General features: G+C 60.6%; 16 protein-coding genes. 10 read left to right on the plus strand and 6 right to left on the minus strand.

Features of this window, described 5'->3' with window-relative positions:
* Nucleotides 1–15: 15 nt before the first annotated feature.
* From ACTJJ6_RS21415 to ACTJJ6_RS21425, 3 genes are read left to right on the plus strand one after another with little or no spacing between them, the layout of a single operon-like run.
* Nucleotides 16–1,386: a glutamine synthetase family protein gene (locus tag ACTJJ6_RS21415; RefSeq protein ID WP_440802801.1), complete on the plus strand. Its 1,371-nt coding sequence runs from the start codon at nt 16–18 to the stop codon at nt 1,384–1,386.
* A gap of 32 nt (nt 1,387–1,418) precedes the next feature.
* Nucleotides 1,419–1,829: a GNAT family N-acetyltransferase gene (locus ACTJJ6_RS21420; protein WP_015376489.1), complete on the plus strand. Its 411-nt coding sequence runs from the start codon at nt 1,419–1,421 to the stop codon at nt 1,827–1,829.
* Nucleotides 1,830–1,842: 13 nt separating this feature from the next.
* Entirely contained in the window at nt 1,843–2,532 is a 690-nt protein-coding gene (locus tag ACTJJ6_RS21425) for a trehalose-6-phosphate synthase (RefSeq protein WP_164052210.1), read from the plus strand.
* A 2-nt stretch (nt 2,533–2,534) separates the two neighbouring features.
* Here the strand turns inward: ACTJJ6_RS21425 and sfnG are convergent, their stop codons facing one another.
* Entirely contained in the window at nt 2,535–3,629 is a 1,095-nt protein-coding gene (gene sfnG, locus ACTJJ6_RS21430; protein ID WP_004933309.1) for a dimethylsulfone monooxygenase SfnG, read from the minus strand.
* A gap of 436 nt (nt 3,630–4,065) precedes the next feature.
* Here sfnG and ACTJJ6_RS21435 point away from each other — a divergent pair, with 436 nt between their 5' ends.
* The 4 genes from ACTJJ6_RS21435 (at nt 4,066) to ACTJJ6_RS21450 (ending at nt 8,132) form a co-directional block, all read left to right on the plus strand.
* The gene (locus tag ACTJJ6_RS21435) at nt 4,066–6,246 is read left to right on the plus strand and encodes a carbon starvation CstA family protein (RefSeq protein WP_079450037.1); all 2,181 of its coding nucleotides are present in this window, start codon (nt 4,066–4,068) and stop codon (nt 6,244–6,246) included.
* Between the two features lie 218 nt (nt 6,247–6,464).
* Complete coding sequence (locus ACTJJ6_RS21440; RefSeq protein WP_004953088.1) at nt 6,465–6,668, plus strand: YbdD/YjiX family protein; 204 nt, start codon at nt 6,465–6,467, stop codon at nt 6,666–6,668.
* Nucleotides 6,669–6,689: 21 nt separating this feature from the next.
* Nucleotides 6,690–7,658 (plus strand): GTPase, encoded by a 969-nt coding sequence (gene yjiA, locus ACTJJ6_RS21445; RefSeq protein WP_440802805.1) that lies wholly within the window; start codon nt 6,690–6,692, stop codon nt 7,656–7,658.
* 51 nt (nt 7,659–7,709) lie between these two features.
* Complete coding sequence (locus tag ACTJJ6_RS21450; protein WP_337055599.1) at nt 7,710–8,132, plus strand: hypothetical protein; 423 nt, start codon at nt 7,710–7,712, stop codon at nt 8,130–8,132.
* Between the two features lie 24 nt (nt 8,133–8,156).
* Here ACTJJ6_RS21450 and ACTJJ6_RS21455 read toward each other — a convergent pair whose 3' ends face one another.
* Complete coding sequence (locus ACTJJ6_RS21455) at nt 8,157–9,179, minus strand: LacI family DNA-binding transcriptional regulator (RefSeq protein WP_282677102.1); 1,023 nt, start codon at nt 9,177–9,179, stop codon at nt 8,157–8,159.
* 284 nt (nt 9,180–9,463) lie between these two features.
* Between ACTJJ6_RS21455 and ascF the strand changes: the two genes are divergently transcribed.
* Complete coding sequence (gene ascF, locus ACTJJ6_RS21460) at nt 9,464–10,906, plus strand: PTS cellobiose/arbutin/salicin transporter subunit IIBC (RefSeq protein ID WP_440802810.1); 1,443 nt, start codon at nt 9,464–9,466, stop codon at nt 10,904–10,906.
* A gap of 144 nt (nt 10,907–11,050) precedes the next feature.
* Nucleotides 11,051–12,481, plus strand: coding sequence for a 6-phospho-beta-glucosidase (locus ACTJJ6_RS21465; RefSeq protein ID WP_337055601.1), 1,431 nt, complete (start codon nt 11,051–11,053; stop codon nt 12,479–12,481).
* Between the two features lie 27 nt (nt 12,482–12,508).
* Here ACTJJ6_RS21465 and ACTJJ6_RS21470 read toward each other — a convergent pair whose 3' ends face one another.
* The 4 genes from ACTJJ6_RS21470 to ACTJJ6_RS21485 form a co-directional block, all read right to left on the minus strand.
* Nucleotides 12,509–12,841 carry a contact-dependent growth inhibition system immunity protein gene (locus ACTJJ6_RS21470; protein WP_440802812.1) on the minus strand — a complete coding sequence of 111 codons (333 nt, stop codon included), beginning with the start codon at nt 12,839–12,841 and terminating at the stop codon, nt 12,509–12,511.
* Entirely contained in the window at nt 12,826–13,125 is a 300-nt protein-coding gene (locus tag ACTJJ6_RS21475) for a contact-dependent growth inhibition system immunity protein (RefSeq protein WP_440802815.1), read from the minus strand. The genes ACTJJ6_RS21470 and ACTJJ6_RS21475 overlap by 16 nt, the downstream gene beginning before the upstream one ends.
* Before the next feature lie 4 nt (nt 13,126–13,129).
* Nucleotides 13,130–13,957, minus strand: a complete 828-nt coding sequence (locus ACTJJ6_RS21480; protein WP_440802818.1) for an RNase A-like domain-containing protein — start codon at nt 13,955–13,957, stop codon at nt 13,130–13,132.
* 149 nt (nt 13,958–14,106) lie between these two features.
* Nucleotides 14,107–14,619, minus strand: a complete 513-nt coding sequence (locus ACTJJ6_RS21485; RefSeq protein ID WP_016929247.1) for a putative T6SS immunity periplasmic lipoprotein — start codon at nt 14,617–14,619, stop codon at nt 14,107–14,109.
* A 307-nt stretch (nt 14,620–14,926) separates the two neighbouring features.
* On the opposite strand from ACTJJ6_RS21485, the gene ACTJJ6_RS21490 reads away from it, so the two are divergent.
* Nucleotides 14,927–15,235, plus strand: coding sequence for a hypothetical protein (locus ACTJJ6_RS21490; protein WP_129993842.1), 309 nt, complete (start codon nt 14,927–14,929; stop codon nt 15,233–15,235).
* Nucleotides 15,236–15,331: the final 96 nt, after the last annotated feature.

Below are 15,331 nucleotides of genomic sequence, written 5' to 3' on the forward strand. Positions count from 1 at the left end.
GTTCTGGAGCGCGCCATGCATTCTAATATCATCGGGTTCAATCCTTTGCTGGCGGAGCTGCCCGCTTCGCCGACACGCGTCTTCCGCAAAGAACTGGAGCACTATCTGCAGCGCTATCCGGATACCGAACAGTTGGATATTTATCTGCACGATCTGAACGGCCAGCTGCGCGGCAAGCGGTTGCCGATCGCCGAAGCCTTTGGCCTGGAAAAAGGCTGCTACTTCCCGCTGTCAATCTACGCCCTGGATCTGCACGGCCGGGTGATTGAAGAGAGCGGGCTGGGGCAGCGGGCGGGCGAGCCGGACCGCTTGTGCCTGCCGGTGCCCGGCACGCTGCGCCCCTGCGCGCGCGATCCCGAACGCCACGCCCAGCTGCTGCTGACGATGCAAAACGCCGAAGGCGACGCCTGCGAGCTGGAGCCGCGCGTGGTGCTGCAACGGGTGCTGAAGCGCCTGCACGAGCGCAACTGCTTCCCGGTGGTGGCGGCCGAACTGGAGTTCTACCTGCAGGATCCGCAGCGCCCCGCCGAGGCGGAAGCCTGCCCGACGCAGAGCTTCGCGGTGGATGCACCCGAGCGCCACCATGCGCTGCTGAGCGACATCGAACGGCACGCGCGGCTGCAAAGCCTGCCGCTGACCGGCGTGGTGGCCGAAGCCGCTTCCGGCCAGTACGAGCTGAACCTGCATCACAGCCGGCGCGTGCTGGAAGCCTGCGACCAGATCATGGCGCTGAAACGCCTGACGCGGCAGATTGCCGAGCAGCATCACCAGCACGCCTGCTTTATGGCCAAACCCTGCGCCCACGCCGCCGGCAGCGGGCTGCACTTTCACATCAGCCTGCAGAACGAGCACGGCGAGAACCTGCTGACCGGCGCGCCGGGCGAACTGAGCGACAACATGCAACAGGCGATGGCGGGCATGCTGGCGCTGATGCCGGCGTCGATGGCGATCCTGGCGCCCAACATCAACGCGTTTCGCCGCTTCCGCCCCGGCATGCACGTGCCGCTGCGCGCCTCCTGGGGCCACAACAATCGCACGGTGGCACTGCGCCTGCCCTGCGCCGACAGCGCCAATCAGCGCATCGAATACCGCCTGGCCGGCGCCGACGCCAACCCCTATCTGGCGCTGGCGGTGATGCTCGGCGGCCTGCTGCACGGGCTGGAACACCCGCTGCCGCTGCCGCCCGCCGCCAACGGCTGCGAAAGCGACAACGCCGCCCCCTTGCCGCTCGGCCAGCAGGAGGCGCTGGCGCTGTTCCGCCACAGCGATCCGCTGCGCGAGCTGCTCGGCCCGGCGTTCTGCACCCTGTGGCACACCTGCAAAAGCGCCGAACTGCGCCGCTTCGAGGAACAGGTCACCGCCGCCGAACTCGGCTGGATGCTGTAACCGTCCACTGATTCGTTAACCTAAGGATAATCATGAACATGCAACCGCAATTGGCCCCCGTACAGCCGCTGCTCTGCTGGCGCAAAGGCGTTTTTCATATCAGCACCGATCGGCAGTTATTGGATATCGAGGCGATCCAGCGTTTCCTCAGCCTGCCGGATCGGGCGGCGGCGGAGCGCCTGGCGCGCCACGGCCTGTGCTTTGGCCTGTACCGCAAACGCCACCAGCTCGGCTTCGCCCGTATGGTGACCGATTACGCCACCTTCGCCTCGGTGAGCGAGCTGTTCGTCAGCGCCGAATACCGCGGCGTCGGGCTGGGAAGCTGGCTGACGCGCTGCTGCCTGGCGCATCCGGCATTGCGCGGCCTGCGCGTCACGCTGCCCGTGCTGCAAGCGCCCTGGCGCGCCGACTGCGCGGCGCACGCCCCGCGCGCCCTGCACTGATAAGGAGAACCCGATGTCTCGTTTGGTGCTGATTTCCAACAAACAGTGCGACGGCAAGGATCTGGCCTGCGCCGGCCGGACGCTGGCGGCCGACGCCGAACCGGGGCTGTGGCTCGGCTGGAACGGCGACGTGCAGAATTTCGCGCAGCGCCCGATCAGTTGCCGCCAACGCGCCGGTTACGATCAGGTGACCTTCCCGCTGTCGATCGAGGAGTTTCGCCGCCACTATCAGGGCTACTACCACGACGGCCTGTGGCCGGTGTTCCACAACCAGCCGGAGAAGGCGCACTTCACGCCGGAAAACTACCGCGCTTACCGGCAGCTGAACTGCCGTTTCGCCGATATCGCCTGCGAGCACCTGTGCCCGGGCGACATCGTCTGTATCGACGACTACCAGTTGCTGCCCTGCGCCCAGGCGTTGAAGGAGCAGGGGCTGCTGAATGCCTGCGCGTTCTTCTTCCACCTGCCGTTCCCGTCGGCGGCGCTGCTGCGGCGCATCCCGGAACATCGCCAGCTGCTCGCTTCGCTGCTGTTCTACGATCTGATCGGCTTTACCACCACGGACGATCGCAACGCCTTTCTCAGCTGCCTGTCAGTCGAGTTCCTGCTGGAGATGCTGCCCGACGACCAGATCCAGGCCAACGGGCATATTTTCGCCACCGGCATTTTCCCCGCCGGCATCAACGCCAGGCAGGTTTACTGAACTCAGGCCGCCGCCCGCTGGCGCTCCAGTTCGCGCACCAGCGGGATCACCTCACGGCCGAAGAACGCCACCTCTTCCTGGAAGTGCAGGAACGCCAACAGCATCAGATCCACCCCGGCGTCTTTCAGCGCGATGATGCGCTCGGCGATCTGCTGCGGCGTGCCGATCAGGTTGGTTTTAAAGCCGTCGTTGTACTGCACCAGATCCTCAAACGAGGATTTGGCCCAGTTGCCCTCACCCTCCGGCGAAGCCGCCCCGGCGTTCTTCACCTCGTGGCCGAATCCTTGCACCGCCTCCGGGTTGGCGTGATCGATAATCTCCTGCAGCACCGCCTGCGCTTCCTGCTCGGTATCGCGGGCAATGACGAAGCCGTTCACTCCCACCTTGACCCGGTGCTGGTTGGCCCTGGCCTTGGTCTGCAGATCGTCCACCTGCTGGCGAATGCCCTCCACGCTATTGCCGTTGGTGAAATACCAGTCCGAAACCCGCGCCGCCATGTCGCGCGCCGCCCGCGAGCTGCCGCCCTGGAAGATCTCCGGCAGCGGATCCAGCGGCTTGGGCTTCAGCGAGTAGTCGCGATAGCGATAAAAATCGCCGGCGAAGCTGAAGCTGGGCTCGGCCCAGATGCCGCGCAGGCAACGGATAAACTCTTCCGAACGCAGGTAGCGCTCTTCGTGGTCCAGCCACGGCTCGCCGATGGCCTTGAACTCGCCGCGGAACCAGCCGCTGACGATATTGACCGCGATGCGCGCGTTGGAAAGATGGCTGATGGTGGCGATCTGCTTGGCCGCCAGCGTGGGGTTCCACGGCCCCGGCAGCAGCGCGGCGATCACCTTCAGCTTCTCGGTGGAATCCAGCAGCGCCTGCGAAAACGACACCGACTCGTGCTGGTTGTCGGCGCCGTAACCGGCGGTGAAACGGATCTGGGTGAGCGCGTAGTCGAAACCGGCGCGCTCGGCAATCTGCGCCAGCTTGCGGTTGTAGCCGATGTCCCAACCGGTGCGCTGCGGGATGTTGCTGATCACCAGACCGCCGGAGACGTTCGGCACCCAGTAGGCGAACTGAATAGGCTGCTGCGAGTGGTTTGCTGCTGACATGCTTCTCTCCCTCTGCTCGTTGGCGCCGCGATGCGGCACGCATATAACCATTATCGATTTACAAATATTGAAAACCTTGTTTTGGTTATAAATCCGATAGCAGAATGCGTGCCAACCGCCGCGTTAAGGCATCCGGCTGAAAAACCGAAGGTTTAAAGCCGGCGGGTTAAAGCGGGTGCTGCATTGGCAACAGCGGCTGGCGGGCGGCTGTTGGTTATGCAACAAACCGCTCACCCCGCCAATCCAACCGTTCACCCGGCGGATCTGACCGCTGAGCGAAATACGCCTGTCTTCCCCCCTTACCCCCGGCGATGATGAGCTGTTCCTAAACCCGCCTTACCTCGGGAAAGACGCTACGGCTCGCCGCGCCACTCTGACATCTCTTACAAGCGGATGAGTTCATTCATATTTTGCAGACTGGAATTAAGGATACCTCATGAAACGAGAGGGGATTTTAAAGCACATTCCGTGGATGCTGCTGGGGATACTCGGCGCAGCCTGCCTCGGCGTGGTGGCGCTGCGCCGCGGCGAACACATCAGCGCGCTGTGGATCGTCGTCGCTTCGGTGGCGGTGTATCTGGTGGCCTACCGCTACTACAGCCTGTACATCGCCACCAGGGTGATGAAGCTGGACGCCGGCCGCGCCACCCCGGCGGTGGTCAACAACGACGGCCTCAACTACGTGCCAACCAACAAGAACGTGCTGTTCGGCCACCACTTCGCCGCCATCGCCGGCGCCGGGCCGCTGGTGGGGCCGGTGCTGGCCGCGCAGGTCGGCTACCTGCCCGGCACGCTGTGGCTGCTGGGCGGCGTGGTGCTGGCGGGGGCGGTGCAGGACTTTATGGTGCTGTTCATCTCCTCGCGCCGCAACGGCGCCTCGCTCGGTGAGATCATCAAAAAAGAGATGGGGCCGATACCGGGCACCATCGCGCTGTTCGGCTGCTTCCTGATCATGATCATCATCCTGGCGGTGCTGGCGCTGATCGTGGTGAAAGCGCTGGCGGAAAGCCCGTGGGGGGTGTTCACCGTCTGCTCCACCGTGCCGATCGCGCTGTTTATGGGCATCTACATGCGCTACCTGCGCCCCGGCCGCGTGGGTGAAGTCTCGATCATCGGCATCGTGCTGCTGGTGGCCGCCATCTGGTTCGGCGGCGTGGTGGCGCACGACCCGTACTGGGGCCCGGCGCTGACCTTTAAAGACACCACCATCACCTTCACGCTGATCGGCTACGCCTTTGTCTCCGCCCTGCTGCCGGTGTGGCTGATCCTGGCGCCGCGCGACTACCTGGCCACCTTCCTGAAAATCGGCGTGATCGTCGGGCTGGCGATCGGCATCGTGATCCTCAACCCTGAGCTGAAAATGCCAGCGGTGACCCAGTTCGTCGACGGCACCGGCCCGGTATGGAAAGGCACCCTGTTCCCGTTCCTGTTCATCACCATCGCCTGTGGTGCGGTCTCCGGCTTCCATGCGCTGATCGCCTCCGGCACCACGCCGAAGCTGTTGGCCAATGAGACCGACGCGCGCTTTATCGGTTACGGCGCGATGCTGATGGAATCCTTCGTCGCCATCATGGCGCTGGTGGCGGCGTCCATCATCGAGCCGGGCCTGTACTTCGCCATGAACACCCCGCCGGCGGCGCTGGGCATCACCATGCCGGATCTGCACCGCCTGGGCACCGAAGACGCGCCGATGATCATGGCTTCGCTGAAGGACGTGACCGTGCACGCGGCAGCGGCGGTCAGCTCCTGGGGCTTCGTCATCAGCCCGGAACAGATCCTGCAGACCGCCACCGACATCGGCGAACCTTCGGTGCTGAACCGCGCCGGCGGCGCGCCAACCCTGGCGGTGGGCATCGCCCACGTGTTCCACCAGATCATTCCGGGCGCCAACATGGGCTTCTGGTACCACTTCGGCATTCTGTTCGAGGCGCTGTTCATCCTGACCGCGCTGGACGCCGGCACCCGTTCCGGCCGCTTTATGCTGCAGGATCTGCTGGGCAACTTCGTGCCGTTCCTGAAGAAAACCGACTCGCTGGTGGCCGGCATCGTCGGCACCGCCGGCTGCGTCGGGCTGTGGGGTTACCTGCTGTATCAGGGCGTGGTGGATCCGCTCGGCGGCGTGAAGAGCCTGTGGCCGCTGTTCGGCATCTCCAACCAGATGCTGGCCGCCGTGGCGCTGGTGCTGGGCACCGTGGTGCTGATTAAGATGAAGCGCGCGCAATACATCTGGGTGACCGTGCTGCCGGCGGTGTGGCTGCTGATCTGCACCACCTACGCGCTGGGCCTGAAGCTGTTCAGCGACAACCCGCAGCTGGAAGGCTTCTTCTTCCTGGCCGGCGAGTACAAACGCAAGATCGCCGAAGGCGGCGCCGAGCTGAGCGCCCAGCAGATCGCCAACATGAACCACATCGTGGTGAACAACTACACCAACGCCGGGCTGAGCATTCTGTTCCTGCTGGTGGTGTACAGCATCATCTTCTACGGGGTGAAAACCGCGCTGGCGGCGCACAAAAACCCGAAACGCACCGACCAGGAAACGCCTTACGTGCCGGTGCCGCAGGCCGCGCCCGCCGACGGCGTAACTGAGGGGGAGGTCAAAGTTTCGACCCAGCATTGATGTGATTTAACGGATACCCTGCATAATAAACGTTAAGTAGTACCCAAAGCCGCACGGCCTGCGTATCGCAAGATGCCAGCCGTGCGGCGCGATGCAATCGAGATACCCGGGGCGACCCGGAGGTGGGGCATCCCTGCGGGAACCCCATCCCCCGGCTTCCCCTAATATCAGGCTAAAGCAAGCGCTGTAGTGATGCAGGGTAAAGTTGGAGAAGGCTTATGTTCGGAAATCTCGGCCAGGCGGGGAAGTACCTCGGGCAGGCGGCGCGCATGTTGGTGGGCGTGCCTGACTACGATACCTACGTCCAGCACATGAAAGACAACCACCCGGACAAGCCGGTGATGACCTATAAAGAATTTTTCCGCGAGCGCCAGCAAGCGCGCTACGGCGGCGACGGCAAAGGCGGCATGCGCTGCTGTTAACCCGCAGTCACAAGGATCCGTATGAAACCCATTGCAGTCACCATCCTGACCGGCTTTTTGGGCGCCGGCAAAACCACCCTGCTGCGCCACATCCTGAACGCCGAACACGGCTATAAAATCGCGGTCATCGAGAATGAGTTCGGCGAAGTGCCGATCGACGACGCGCTGATCGGCGATCGCGCCAGCCGCATCACTACCTTGAGCAACGGCTGCATCTGCTGCAGCAAGTCCAACGAACTGGCGGACGCGCTGCTGGATCTGCTGGACGGCGTCGACAGCGGCCAACTGGCGTTCGAGCGGCTGATCATCGAATGCACCGGCATGGCCGATCCCGGCCCGATTACCCAGACCTTTTTCTCGCACGAGATCCTGTGCGAGCGCTTCCTGCTGGACGGCATCATCACCCTGGTGGACGCGGCGCACGCCGAGCAGCAGCTGAGCCAGTTCAGCATCGCCCAGGCGCAGGTGGGCTACGCCGACCGCCTCCTGCTGACCAAAACCGACGTGGCGCCGGACTGCGAGGCGCTGATCCAGCGGCTGCAGCGGATGAACGCCCGCGCGCCGGTCTACCAGGTGACGCACGGCGACATCGATCTGAGCGTGCTGTTCGACATCGAAGGCTTTACGCTGAACGACAAACTCAACCTGACGCCGCCCGCCCCGCTGTTCCGCCGCATCCCGCAGCCGCAGAGCGACATCCGCTCAATTGTCGTGACGCTGGAGCGCCCGCTGCCGCTGATGCAAATCTCCGAAGTAATGGAAGGCCTGCTGCTGGAATACGCCGACAACCTGCTGCGCTACAAAGGCATTCTGTCCATCGAAGACGAACCGCGCCGCCTGCTGTTCCAGGGCGTGCAGCGGCTGTATAACGCCGACTGGGATCGGGAGTGGCTGCCTGGTGAGGAACGCCGGAGTACCTTGGTGTTTATCGGCGTGGATCTGCCGGAGGAGGAGATTCGGGGAAGGATTGGGGGGGTTGGGGTAAGATAAACCATTCCCCAGGCCAACACGGCCCATATCCAGCAAACTCAAGGATGAACGATGGCAAACAACGTGATGATAGTAGGATTAAAGGCGCTTAACCTGTGCGCGAGCGCCTATATCGTCATCAAACTGAGCACGGTGTTAGCCATCGGCATCATGTTTCTTATTGTCTCTTACGCCGGCGTGGAGGACGTTGAGCTGTCCAATCTCCTCGCCGGGGCGCTCATCATCCTGCCGCTGTTGGTCGTCGTCGGTGGCACGCTTATCGTCTGCGCCGTCGCCGCCTATCTCAACCTAAAGGCGCCCTATCGTAAAAAAGCGCTGTTCTTTAGCCTGCTGTTGGGCAGCATCTCTGCGGTTGGCCTGCTGCTGCCCTACTCACGCGAGTTCGCGCTATCCACGGCAACCGCCAGCGCCCTGGCATTGGGCAGCGCGCTGGGGATTTTTGCTTTGTCGAAGAGGCGGATTCAAGCGTTGTAGCGCCTGAAAAAGGCGGGTACGCGCTTATGCCTTTCCCCAATACGGTCCCGCCGCCACCGATTCGCGCTCGATCAGGCTGGCCGGGAAGCTGGGGCGCTTGCTCAGCTCGCCGCCGTCCAGCATCGACAGCAGGCGGTTGATGGTCTCCTGGATCATCTCGGTGACCGGCATCTTCATGCTCGACAGCGACGGCACGGTATAGGGCGCCAGCGGGATGTCGTCGAAGCCGATGACCGATACCGCCTCCGGCACCGCCACGCCGCGCTCCGTCAGCCGCTTCATCGCGCCGATGGCCATTTCGTCGTTGCCCGCGACGATGGCGCTGAACGGTTGCCCGCCGGCCAGCAGCGCATCGACCGCCGCCACGCCGCTTTGCGCGTGCCATTTCCCCTCGACGATCAACGCCTCGTTAACCGCGATGCCCTGCTGCGCCAGCGCGGATTTGTAGCCGGAAAGCCGCTCCAGCCCGGTGGGGGAATCGAGCGAGCCGGTGATAAAGGCGATGTCGCGATGGCCGCGCGCGATCAGGTGCGCCACCGCCGCCGCGCCGGCGGCGTGCTGATCGCTGAAGATGCAGTAGCTGTCGTTCAGCCGCAGCCGCCGGTTGATCACCAGAATCGGCTGGCGGTGTTGGGAGACGATCTCGTCCATTTCCGCGATCGACAGAAAACGCGGATAGATGATCACCCCGTCGCAGCGCAGATCCAGCAAAAACTGAATGGCGGCCCGCTCCTCTTCGGCAGTGTGCTTGCCGTCCGCCAGGATCAGTTGGCGGCCGTTCGCCTCCATGATACGCGCCGACTGCGCCATCAGTTCGCTGAAATAGTTGCCGCTGTAGAGGGTGTTGGTGACCACCAGGCCGAGGGTTTGGGTGGTGTTGGTCGCCAGGCTGCGCGCCAGCAGGTTGGGCCGATAGCCGGTTTCCGCGATGGCTTTTTCCACCAACGCGCGTTTCTCCTCGCTGACATAGCCGCTGCCGGACAAAACGCGCGACACCGTCGCCTTTGAAACGCCGGCCTTTTTCGCCACCTCGAGTATCGTTGCCATCTGTGCGCCGCCAAAATCCATGGGTTCAGCGCAGTCTACCCAAGACGCCCGGCGTTTGGAACGTTTTCACGCCCCTGCACATCGGTGCGCACTTATCCCTGACGATCCAGATCACGAAAACGCAACGCCAAAAACCATAGTTCTTGCCAACCACAAAACACCAATACATGATTTTGTGAAACCGGTTTCTTATGGGCGTTTCATACGGATGGAACGACGGATCGCCCAGGCAGTAAATATTCGCCTTTAGGCTATCCGAATTGCTATCTGAGAGACGACACGCCATGCCGAAGAACTACGCAGAAATCTCGCACGCCATCGTGGCCGCCCTGGGCGGCGCGGGCAATATCGAGGCCGTGACCCACTGCATGACCCGCCTGAGATTCGTGGTGAAAGACAAAACGCGGATCGACACGCCGGCGCTGAAGGCCATCGACGGCGTGCTGGGCGTGGTGCACAGCGGCGAGCAGTGCCAGGTGATCATCGGCAACGAGGTGGCCAAGGCCTATCAGGCGGTGCTGGCGCTCGGCATGCCGGGCGCGGCGGCCCCCGCCGCCCCGGTGAAACGCCAGCTTACCCTGAAGGGCATCGGCGCCGGCATTCTCGACGCGCTGGTGGGCACCATGTCGCCCCTGATCCCCGCCATCATCGGCGGCTCGATGGTGAAGCTGCTGGCGATGATCCTGGACATGGCCGGGGTATTCGAGAAAGGCTCCTCGACCCTCGTCATCCTCAACGTGATCGGCGACGGCGCGTTCTTCTTCCTGCCGGTGATGGTCGCCGCCTCGGCGGCGCTGAAGTTCAAAACCAACATGTCATTGGCGATCGCTATCGCCGGGGTGCTGGTGCATCCCAACTTTATCGATCTGATGGCCAAGGCGGCGCAGGGCCAGGCGGTGGAATTCGCCTTCATCCCGGTGACGGCGGTGAAATACACCTACACGGTGATCCCGGCGCTGGTGATGACCTGGATCCTGTCGCACATCGAACGCGGGGTGGATCGCATCACCCCGGCGGTGACCAAGAACTTCCTCAAGCCGATGCTGATCGTGCTGATCGCCGCGCCGGTCGCCATTCTGCTTATCGGGCCGCTCGGCATCTGGATCGGCAGCGGCATCTCTGCGCTGGTCTACACCGTGCACGGCTACCTGGGCTGGCTTTCCGTGGCCATTATGGGGGCTATTTGGCCGCTGCTGGTGATCACCGGCATGCACCGGGTGTTTACCCCGACCATCATCCAGACCATCGCCGAGACCGGCAAAGAGGGCATGGTGATGCCTTCGGAGATCGGCGCCAACCTGTCGCTGGGCGGCGCTTCGCTGGCGGTGGCGCTGAAAACCAAGAACCGCGAGCTGCGCCAGACCGCGCTGGCCGCCGCCGCTTCCGCCATCGTGGCGGGGATTTCCGAACCGGCGCTGTACGGCGTGGCGGTACGCCTGAAGCGGCCGCTGATCGCCAGCCTGATCAGCGGCTTCGTCTGTGGCGCGGTCGCCGGCATCGGCGGGTTGGCCAGCCATTCGATGGCCTCGCCCGGGCTGTTCACCAGCGTGCAGTTCTTCGATCCGGCCAACCCGATGAGCATCGTGTGGGTGGTGGCGGTGATGGCGCTCTCGGTGGTGCTGTCGTTCGCGCTCACGCTGATGCTGGGCTTCGAGGATCTGCCGGAAAACGCCGCCGCGCCCGGCCAAACCGCACCGGCGGCGAACGCCGCCGGCGCAACGCATTAACGTATATTTATACCCTAAATAGTTGGAGCGGCATCAAGGCGGCAAGAGAGCGAATCCCGATGAGCTTACACAAGTAAGTGATTCGGGTGAGTGAACACAGCCAACACGGATGCAGCTTCAAGTATGACGGGTATTGAGGATTGCATGTCCGATTCAACATTCCCTAAAGGATTTTTATGGGGCGGTGCTTTAGCCGCCAACCAGGCGGAAGGCGGCTATCGCGAGGGCGGCAAAGGGCTGACCACCGTCGATATGATCCCGCACGGCGCCAACCGCATGGCGGTCAAACTCGGGCTGGAGAAGCGCTTTAGCCTGCGCGACGACGAATTTTATCCCAGCCACGACGCCATCGATTTCTACCACCGCTACCGCGACGACATCGCGCTGATGGCGGAGATGGGCTTTACCGTGTTCCGCACCTCCATCGCCTGGAGCCGCATCTACCCCAACGGCGACGAGCTGACGCCCAACCCCGAGGGCATCGCCTTCTACCGCAGCCTGTTCGAAGAGTGCCGCCAATACGGCATCGAGCCGCTGGTGACCCTGTGCCATTTCGACGTGCCGATGCACCTGGTGACCGAATACGGCTCCTGGCGCAGCCGCAAGATGGTGGAGTTCTTCACCCGCTACGCCCACACCTGCTTCGAGGCCTTCGACGGGCTGGTGAAATACTGGCTGACCTTCAACGAGATCAACATCCTGCTGCACAGCCCGTTCTCCGGCGCGGGGCTGGTGTTTGAAGCGGACGAAAACCCCGAACAGGTGAAATACCAGGCCGCGCACCACGAACTGGTGGCCAGCGCGCTGGCGACGCGCATCGCCCATGAAGTGAACCCCGCCAACCAGGTGGGCTGCATGCTGGCCGGCGGCAACTTCTACCCGTGGTCCAGCAAGCCGGAAGACGTGTGGGCCGCGCTGGAGAAAGACCGTGAGAACCTGTTCTTTATCGACGTGCAGGCGCGCGGCGCTTACCCCTCCTACGCCGCCCGCGTATTCCGTGAGAAAGACGTCAGCATCGTCATGGAACCGGAAGACGCCGACATCCTGAAGCACACAGTCGACTTCGTCTCCTTTAGCTACTACGCCTCGCGCTGCGCCTCCGCCGACATGAACGACAACAACAGCAGCGCCGCCAACGTGGTGAAATCGCTGGCGAACCCGCACCTGCCGCGCAGCGACTGGGGCTGGGGCATCGATCCGCTGGGGCTGCGCATCACCATGAACATGATGTACGACCGCTACCAAAAGCCGCTGTTCCTGGTGGAAAACGGCCTGGGCGCACACGACGAGTTCAATGCAGCAGGCGAGATTGAGGACGACTACCGCATCAGCTACCTGCGCGAACACATCCGCGCCATGGCCGACGCCATCGCCGACGGCGTGCCGGTGCTGGGTTACACCACCTGGGGCTGCATCGACCTGGTGGCCGCCTCGACCGGCGAAATGAGCAAGCGCTACGGCTTTGTCTACGTCGACCGCGACGACCAGGGCAACGGCACCCTCGCCCGCACCCGCAAGAAATCGTTCTGGTGGTATAAGAAAGTGATCGCCAGCAATGGGGGGGATTTGGGGTAGGTTGTAGGGGCCGGGGGGTTGGGGGGCTTAAATTCGTTTAAGCTGCCCCAGCTTTTGCTCTGCTTTTCGTTGCAACATGGCAAAGAACGCTACCGCGGTAGTACCCCAGCTCTCCGGCATAAATTCATCTGAAAAATACTCCGCCATGCCTTCGTTTATACGCCCTGCATAAGTAGCCTGAAACTCTTTAGTCTCCTCGAGGATATCGCGGATGACTTGAGTGCCGTTTTGCTCCAGGAAGCCGTCAATCACCCCCTCGGCCGTGTCGGCATCAGTAAACAGATCATAATCCTGACCGAAGTAAATACTGAATAAGTTACTGAGTTCGCTGAAGTGATTGCGAATCACGATGGTGCCCAAAGCGCTTTCACTGCAGCGCTTCTGGCCTGTTGCAGGAATGCGGAAACCGTGGTTCCCCATAGCTCCGGGCTGAAGGTAAAGCCGAAACGTTGGCTGAATAATGACTCCACATTATCCTGCGCCAGTAGCTCATCTATCTCATTGACCAAAGCCTCGCGCTGCTGATGAGTCGCCAGACGAATGTACTCTGCGATCAGCGCAGTAATATCGCCCTCTGCATTTATCAGGTCATAATCTTGACCAAAATAAACGACGATCAGGTTATCAAGTTCGCTGGTTTTCATCGGCTTATCTCGCAGGGAAAGCGCTAAGGATAAAGTAAGGTTTGCCATTATAGCGGGTAAATTCAATCACAACGCCAACCCGGTGACATTGATAGACGTCAGTACTTCCGCGTAATACGCCGTAACCCACTGACTCTGAAAAATTATGATACACGCTCAAACGGCTGCCGGGAGATGCGTATTTTACCCAATTCATAATATCTGCACGGTTCGCCTTGACCGTGACAGATACATACTTTTCGGCCTCCTTTACCGATCTGAAGGTACTTGCCGCGATCAGTTTCGGGCGCCTGGCTAGCCTGGCAATAAGCGTTTCCGGAGCTATGTTTATATGCCGAGCCAATGTGTGCCCGCCCGGATATTTACCGCTAACGGACTCATGCTCAATCAGCTTAACCCGCCCCATGCGCACGGATGCGGCTCTGGCAGCACCAACCGCTCCGGCAAAGACTAAAGGCACGGCAATATCGACCGTTAAACCGACGTTATAGGCCGTTTCCCTATCGGCACCCAGTATTTGCGCCAATAAAACGGCAGACTGATAAGTATCGGTAGTTGTTGGATGCCCGGTAATCATCTGATTGGAAGCAGCTTTGATGCTGTCCAGGCTATGCGTTCCCACCACCACACACCCAACTTTGGTGATAAAAGTCGGATCCGGCGCATAACACAACACCCCTGCCCCCATCAGCTCAACGACACCACCGGCAAGCCCCAAACCGCCAAGCAGACGGTTACTGAGCGTTTCGCCTTCAGTGACGCTTTCATCAGACAGCACCGCCGCAAGCTGCACCGGCGACAAGGCAATACGCAACTCATCTTCATTCGCCATGCTCGTTCATCCGTGAATTAGCAAAGCCGTATGATTAACATAAGCTCTAGAAAGGATAAATACTGGAACGGTTAACGCCGAATTAACCGGCACCTTATCTGCAAGGCTTGGACAATGCTGAAGCACTGTTATTTCAATAGAGCGCCTCGTTATTGGATGTTTTCGATAGCAAAGTGATTATTGAATCTTTTCACTTTGAAGTGAGCGATAAAGGCCCTGCCGGAGACATCCTGCAGATTTCTGCGCTTCTCAATCGGTACGAAATTTAGCCTCATGCTGTAGATATAATTTTCCTGAAACGGGTAATCTTCTTGGGTAACACAAATGCCCTTTTTCAGATCCCGATTCACCACCTCGATCAATTTCTCATCCAAATCACCACTGATATAGAGCGTATCTGGCCTTTCGTTTTCCTTTGGTGACGGATAGATGCAGATGTCGCCATTCGCTTTAGCATGGGCGGCGATAGGGATGTCCGGCACATAGCGCTGATCGAGACGATCGCCAATGCAGGCGCTCAGTAATGCTGCACCGAAAGCGATAAGTAAGAAATTAGCTTTCATCATATTCGAATATTTATAAATCTTAAGGAAGAAATTTAATCCATGAATGGATGACTGATAGTTCGACGCAAAGATGATATGCCGAATTGCGAGGTACATTCCAATCCTAAAAGTAAATAAACTGTAATTCCATACAGCTTATTTTTTCCTTTTACTGATAACGTTATAGTTTTTCCGCTGCGGCAAAATCCGCAGCCGGAGTTAGCGTTCCGAATCTGACATACTACCGCTGTATTATGTAATAATGCAGCAGCTTTAGTTCACTCCAAATAATGGTGGCTCAGGCGGGGGCTTCGCAAGAAGCGCCGGTTCGTATGTCCCGGTGACGCTAACCCCGTCTGGGCTACCACCCGAGTTTAGCGTCTCTGGTGATAGTCATTAACTAATGACATACGTAGATGCACCCATGACAAAGGTTCCCACTACAGAATCCGTTGCAAGCACCCTTACCCTCTACCGCCAACTGTTTAACCACCTCGATCTTAGCGCTTTCAATCCCTCAGAACTTTTAGACCTGGCCGCCCTCTCTGCCGAACAGGCGGAAGGTTTGTGCCACGGCCTGATGCTATTCGGCCATTTACTGCAAAAGCACCCACAGCTGGACACTGAAGGCTGGGAACAGCTGAATCGCTATCTCAATGCTACAGCGCATCTGGTTCCTGCACTGTGTAACCTTTATGGGCGGGCGTTGCGGGAGATGGAAGCCTGCGGCTAACGTAAATGGCAATTAGGGCGATGCTCATCGCCCTTCCCACCCACGATTTCCAATAGATCTGACTAACGTATCACAACAAAAGCATTCATCAAGGTA

The sequence above is a fragment of the Serratia sp. 22278 genome, from assembly GCF_052045405.1.
Lineage (GTDB): Bacteria > Pseudomonadota > Gammaproteobacteria > Enterobacterales > Enterobacteriaceae > Serratia > Serratia marcescens.

Coding starts and splice junctions, on each gene's coding strand:
- ACTJJ6_RS21415 (WP_440802801.1), top strand. CDS start 16: ATGCATTCTAATATCATCGGGTTCAATCCTTTGCTGGCGGAGCTGCCC.
- ACTJJ6_RS21420 (WP_015376489.1), top strand. CDS start 1,419: ATGAACATGCAACCGCAATTGGCCCCCGTACAGCCGCTGCTCTGCTGG.
- ACTJJ6_RS21425 (WP_164052210.1), top strand. CDS start 1,843: ATGTCTCGTTTGGTGCTGATTTCCAACAAACAGTGCGACGGCAAGGAT.
- sfnG (WP_004933309.1), bottom strand. CDS start 3,629: ATGTCAGCAGCAAACCACTCGCAGCAGCCTATTCAGTTCGCCTACTGG.
- ACTJJ6_RS21435 (WP_079450037.1), top strand. CDS start 4,066: ATGAAACGAGAGGGGATTTTAAAGCACATTCCGTGGATGCTGCTGGGG.
- ACTJJ6_RS21440 (WP_004953088.1), top strand. CDS start 6,465: ATGTTCGGAAATCTCGGCCAGGCGGGGAAGTACCTCGGGCAGGCGGCG.
- yjiA (WP_440802805.1), top strand. CDS start 6,690: ATGAAACCCATTGCAGTCACCATCCTGACCGGCTTTTTGGGCGCCGGC.
- ACTJJ6_RS21450 (WP_337055599.1), top strand. CDS start 7,710: ATGGCAAACAACGTGATGATAGTAGGATTAAAGGCGCTTAACCTGTGC.
- ACTJJ6_RS21455 (WP_282677102.1), bottom strand. CDS start 9,179: ATGGCAACGATACTCGAGGTGGCGAAAAAGGCCGGCGTTTCAAAGGCG.
- ascF (WP_440802810.1), top strand. CDS start 9,464: ATGCCGAAGAACTACGCAGAAATCTCGCACGCCATCGTGGCCGCCCTG.
- ACTJJ6_RS21465 (WP_337055601.1), top strand. CDS start 11,051: ATGTCCGATTCAACATTCCCTAAAGGATTTTTATGGGGCGGTGCTTTA.
- ACTJJ6_RS21475 (WP_440802815.1), bottom strand. CDS start 13,125: ATGAAAACCAGCGAACTTGATAACCTGATCGTCGTTTATTTTGGTCAA.
- ACTJJ6_RS21480 (WP_440802818.1), bottom strand. CDS start 13,957: ATGGCGAATGAAGATGAGTTGCGTATTGCCTTGTCGCCGGTGCAGCTT.
- ACTJJ6_RS21485 (WP_016929247.1), bottom strand. CDS start 14,619: ATGTACCTCGCAATTCGGCATATCATCTTTGCGTCGAACTATCAGTCA.
- ACTJJ6_RS21490 (WP_129993842.1), top strand. CDS start 14,927: ATGACAAAGGTTCCCACTACAGAATCCGTTGCAAGCACCCTTACCCTC.